This window comes from Cellulomonas septica, from assembly GCF_012396155.1.
In the GTDB taxonomy this organism is placed as follows: Bacteria; Actinomycetota; Actinomycetes; order Actinomycetales; family Cellulomonadaceae; genus Cellulomonas; species Cellulomonas septica.
Window position 1 is genome coordinate 1 of the sequence record NZ_JAAXOY010000207.1, and the last position, 5248, is coordinate 5248.

General features: G+C 73.3%; 4 protein-coding genes. 2 read left to right on the forward strand and 2 right to left on the reverse strand.

The genetic code is table 11. The features are described from left to right. Positions 1–318: 318 nt before the first annotated feature. Positions 319–594 carry a GlsB/YeaQ/YmgE family stress response membrane protein gene (locus tag HGA02_RS09555; RefSeq protein WP_162351064.1) on the reverse strand — a complete coding sequence of 92 codons (276 nt, stop codon included), beginning with the start codon at positions 592–594 and terminating at the stop codon, positions 319–321. Positions 595–782: 188 nt separating this feature from the next. Between HGA02_RS09555 and HGA02_RS09560 the strand changes: the two genes are divergently transcribed. Both HGA02_RS09560 and HGA02_RS09565 read left to right on the forward strand, forming a co-directional pair. Beyond that, positions 783–1766, forward strand: coding sequence for a bile acid:sodium symporter family protein (locus tag HGA02_RS09560; protein ID WP_343035412.1), 984 nt, complete (start codon positions 783–785; stop codon positions 1764–1766). Positions 1767–1815: 49 nt separating this feature from the next. Beyond that, entirely contained in the window at positions 1816–3294 is a 1479-nt protein-coding gene (locus tag HGA02_RS09565) for a family 20 glycosylhydrolase (protein WP_168678814.1), read from the forward strand. Positions 3295–3342: 48 nt separating this feature from the next. Here the strand turns inward: HGA02_RS09565 and HGA02_RS09570 are convergent. Continuing rightward, positions 3343–5248 (reverse strand): phospholipid carrier-dependent glycosyltransferase (locus tag HGA02_RS09570; RefSeq protein ID WP_343035414.1); only part of this gene is annotated, 1906 nt, incomplete at its 5' end.

Sequence of the window (5248 nt, forward strand, 5' to 3'; positions counted from 1 at the left end):
GGCTGCGGACGACGGTGGACCCCGCGGCCGACCTCCCGGAGGTCGTGGCGGCCTGCGACCGGGTCCTCGCGGAGCTCGCCCAGGTGCTCCCGTCCGAGAGGCTCCGCTCGCGGGTCGAGATCGACGTCCTGCGCGAGCCGGCGGCCGCACCGCGCGTGCAGTAGCCGTCGTCCTCCGACCACCTGCCCTCGGCGCAGCCGACGGCGCTGACGGCCGCACGGCACACGGGCGGCCGAAGGGCCCGGACCGTGGTGACGGTCCGGGCCCTTCGAGGCTGGTGCGGTGGTGCTGTCGCGCGCCGGGGCGGGCGCGGCGACGTCAGAGGATGCTGCGACGGCGGCGGCCGCTGCCCGCCACCGCGGCGACACCGATCGCGGCGAGGCCGATCTGCAGGAACAGCTCGATCCAGTCGACGCCACCGGTGTCCCGGACACCGATGAGCGTGGCGAGCCACGTGCCGACGAGGGCGGCCACGATCCCGACGACGATCGTCAGGAGGATCGAGATGCGCTGCCGGCCGCGCACGAGGAGGCGGCCGAGGATGCCGACGATCGCACCGATGATGATCGCGCTGATGATGCCTTCGGGGGTCATGTACAGCTCCTTGACATATCGGGGTTGATTCCGGTAGCCGGAAAACTAGAGCCGATCGGGTGAGAGCGCGCGGCGAGCGGACTCCGGGCGACGCACGTCACCCGACAGAGTGGTGGAAAACGGGACATACGGGTGCATCGGGACGCCAGGATGCGCTCGCATCCTGGACGCGCGGGCATGATGGGCCGGTGCCGCGCCCCGACCGTCCCCGCCTGATCCAGACGTTGCGGGGGTGGGTCGACCCGCTCGTCGTGATGATCGTCGCGGTCCTGCTGCTGGGGCTCTTCCTCCCCGCGCAGGGTGCGTTCGCCGACGTTCTCGGCACGGTCCGGACGTGCGCGATCGTGCTCCTGTTCTTCCTCTACGGCGCCCGCATGCCGACGCGCGAGGTGCTCGACGGCCTGCGCAACTGGCGCCTGCAGGGCTCGATGCTCGCGGCCACCTACGTGCTGCTCCCCGTGCTCGGCCTGCTCGTGCAGCTGCTGCCCGACGCGGTCCTCGCGCCCGACCTGCGCCGCGGCGTGCTCTACCTCACGCTCCTGCCGTCGACCGTGCAGTCGTCCGTGGTGTTCACGTCCGTGGCGCGCGGCAACGTCGCCGCCGCGATCACGGGCGCGACGATCTCCAACGTGTCGGGCATCGTCCTGACGCCGCTCATGGTCGGCGTGCTCATGACGGCGACCGGCGGCGCGCACGGCGGGTCGCTCACCGGCATCCTCCTGCAGCTGCTGCTGCCGTTCGCCGTCGGGCAGGTCGTGCAGCCGTGGATCGGCGGCTGGGTACGCACGCACGCGCGGCTCACGCGGTTCACCGACCGCGGCACGATCCTGCTCGTCGCCTACACGTCCGTCAGCCAGGCGTCCGTGTCGGGCGCGTGGGACGACGTGACCGCCGTCGCGCTGCTCGTGCTCGTCGTCGTGTGCGCGCTCGTCCTGGCGGGCGTGCTCGCGGCGTCGTGGTGGGGCGGCGCGCGCCTCGGGCTCGACCGGGCCGACCGCGCGGCGCTCGTCATGGTCGGCTCGACCAAGTCGCTCGCGACGGGCCTGCCCATGGCTGCCGTGCTCTTCACGCCCGTCGTCGCGGCGGGCGTCGCGCTGCCCGTCATCGTCTTCCACCAGCTGCAGCTCGCGACGTGCGCCGTGATCGCCCGCCGCATCGCCCGCGTCCAGTAGCGTGCCCCCGGCGCCCGTCCCCGGCGCCCGCCCCCGAGAAGGAGACCCGGTGCGGAACGTCGCCGTCATCCCCCGTCCCGTCCTGCTGGAGAGCACGGGGGAGGAGCCGTTCGTCCTGTCGGCGCCGACCATCCTGGTCGTCGACAGCGCCCCCGAGCTCGTCGCGGTCGGCGTTCTCGCCGCCGACCTGCTCGGACGCCTGTCCGGGCGGCCCGTCGAGGTGCGCTACGCCGAGGGCGGCGCGCGCAGCGTCGTGCGGCTGAGCGTGACCGACGACCTGCCCGCGTCGGACGAGGCGTACCGCGTCGTCGTCACCCCCGACCGCGTCGACCTGCAGGCACGGACGCCCGCGGGCCTCGTGCGGGCCGTCGTGACGCTGCGGCAGGTCATCCAGGACACCGGTGACGGGCGGCTCACCATCGCGCCCGTCCGCATCGAGGACCACCCCCGCTACACCTGGCGCGGCCTGTCGCTCGACGTCGCGCGGCACTTCTTCACCGTCGACGACGTGAAGTCCGTCATCGGGCTGCTCGCGCACTACAAGCTCAACGTGCTGCACCTGCACCTCACCGATGACCAGGGCTGGCGCGTCCACCTGCCGTCGCGCCCGCACCTCACGCGCGTCTCGGCGTCGACGTCCGTCGGGGGTGGGCCGGGCGGCTTCTACAGCCCCTCCCAGCTCGCCGAGATCACCGACTACGCCGCGTCGCGCGGCATCCGCGTCGTCCCCGAGATCGACGTGCCCGGGCACGTCAACGCCGCGACGCACGCGTACGGCGAGCTCACGCCCAGCGGCGAGCCGACCGACGAGTACACCGGCATCGAGGTCGGGTTCAGCCGCCTGCACGACGACCTGCCCGCGACCCACGGGTTCCTGCGCGACGTCTTCACCGACCTCGCGGCGATGACGCCCGGCGAGTACGTGCACATCGGCGGCGACGAGGTCCTCACGATGGACCACGACGAGTACGCGCGGCTCGTCGGCTTCGTGTCGTCCGTCGTGCGCGACGCCGGCAAGAAGGTCGTCGGGTGGCAGGAGATCGCGTCGACGCCGCTCGAGCCTGGGACGGTCGTGCAGTACTGGGACATCAACGCCGACCCCGCGCCGTTCGTCGCCGCGGCGCAGGCCGGGGCCCAGGTGCTCATGTCGCCCGCGTCGAAGGCGTACCTCGACATGAAGTACGACGCGAGCACGCAGCTCGGCCTCGAGTGGGCCGGGCACGTCGAGCTGCGCGACTCCTACGAGTGGGAGCCGTCGACGCTCATCGCGGGCATCCCCGCCGAGGCCGTCGTCGGCGTCGAGGCCGCCGTCTTCTCGGAGACCCTGACGAACCTCACCGAGCTCACCGCGATGCTGCTGCCGCGGCTCGCCGCCGTCGCGGAGGTCGCGTGGACCGCGCCCGAGCACCGCGACTGGGACGACTTCGCGGCGCGCGTCGCGCAGCACGGGGCGTTCTGGGACCACGTCGGGTTCACCTGGTACGCGAGCCCGCAGGTCGCGTGGCCGGAGGGCCCCGCCGCGGGCTGACCTCGCGGCGCCCTCGGGTGCGGTGCCGGCGGCGTCAGACGCGCCGCGTCACACCCACTGGCTCATCCACATGTGGCTGTTCCAGAAGTCGTACGGGATCACCATGCCCGACCAGATCGGGTAGAAGAACACGCTCACCGCGACGATCAGCGCGAGCAGCACGCCCACGCACCAGATCGCGACGCGACGCTGCCTGGCGCCCAGCTCGTCCTTCGGGCCGATCACCAGCCCCAGCACGTAGGTGAGCGTGAGGACGACCCACGGCAGGAACGCGATCGAGTAGAACGTGAAGATCGTGCGGTGCGCGTACAGGAACCACGGCAGCCAGCCCGCCGCGATGCCCGACAGCACCGCACCGGCACGCCAGTCGCGGAACCGGATCAGCCACACCAGCGCCACGAGGATCGCGGCCGCGCCGCACCACCACAGCACCGGGTTGCCGAGCGCCGTGATCGCCTGCGAGCACTGGTCGGCACCGCACGCGTCGACGGCCGCCTGCCCCTGGAGGCCGGACACCTCGGTCGGGTAGTAGAACGACGTCGGCCGCCACTGCACGATCCAGCCGAGCGGGTGCGCCGCGTACGAGTGCGGCGTCTCGAGGCCGTTGTGGAACGCCCACATGTCCTGGTGGTACTTCCACAGCGACCGCAGCGCCGGCGGCAGCCACTCGACGCCCTGGCCGGGGTTGAGCGCCGCCCACTGCCGGTTGTACGCGTCCGTCGACGCGAACCACGACCACCACGACGCCAGGTACGTGACGACGCCGAGGCCGACCATCGCGACGCCCGCGACCACGCCGTCCCGCAGCACGCCCGCGCGCGCCCAGTGCCGCACCCCGACCGCGCGACGGGCGGACAGGTCCCACGCGACCGTCATGAGCCCGAAGACGGCGAGGAAGTAGATGCCCGACCACTTGGTGCCGATCGCCAGGCCGAGCAGCACCGCGGCCGCGAGGCGCCACCAGCGCCAGCCGAGCCGCGGTCCCCACCCGAGGTCGCCGCCCGCGTCGACCACGGCCGCCGCGCGTTCCGCGAGCCGTCGTCTCGCCTGATCGCGGTCGATCAACAGCGCCCCGAACGCGGCCAGCACGAAGAACGTCAGCACCGGGTCCAGCAGGCTGATGCGCGACATGACGATCGCCTCGCCGTCGACCGCGAGCAGCAGGCCCGCGACCACGCCGAGCGCGGTCGACGCGAACAGCCGCCGCGCGATGCGCGCGATCATCAGCACCGACAGCGTGCCGAGGATCGCGACGGACAGCCGCCACGCCGCCGACGAGTCCGGCCCGCCGCCCAGCTGGATCCCGAGCCCGATGACCCACTTGCCGACCGGCGGATGGACCACGTAGGACGCGACCGTGCCGAGCCCGCTCGTGTCGCCGGCCTCGAACGCCGGGTTCGGCTCCGCCGACCACTGCGCCTCGTAGCCGCGCGTGACCAGCGACCACGCGTCCTTGACGTAGTACGTCTCGTCGAAGACGAGCTTGTGCGGGCGGCCCAGGTCCCAGAACCGGGCGATGCCCGCGAGCACCGTGACGGCGATCGGCCACAGCCAGCCGACGAGGCGGTCGCGCGGGTTCGCGTCGAGCGCCAGCCGGTCCTCGCCGAGCAGCGTGCGCAGCAGGCGCTCGCGCGTGGGGAGCGGCGGCTCCTCGTCGACGTGCTTCACGAGGTCGACCGTGCCGCCCTCGCCGCCCTCGCCGTCCTCGACGGCTCCCGGTGCGGTGGCCGTCTCGGCGGGGCTCTCCCCCGGAGCGTGCTGCGCGTCCGTCGGGGTCGGGACGTCGTGGGTGGCCCGCTCGGACGCGTCGGCGGGTGCGGTCACCGCGACGGCGCCCGGTGCGACCGCGTGGCGAGGCTCGGGCGCGTCGCCCGAGGGCGCGTCCGGGTGGTCCGGGAGCGCGGCGTCGTCGTCTCGCGTGGGCGGCACGTCGGTCATCGTAGGGGTGACCCCT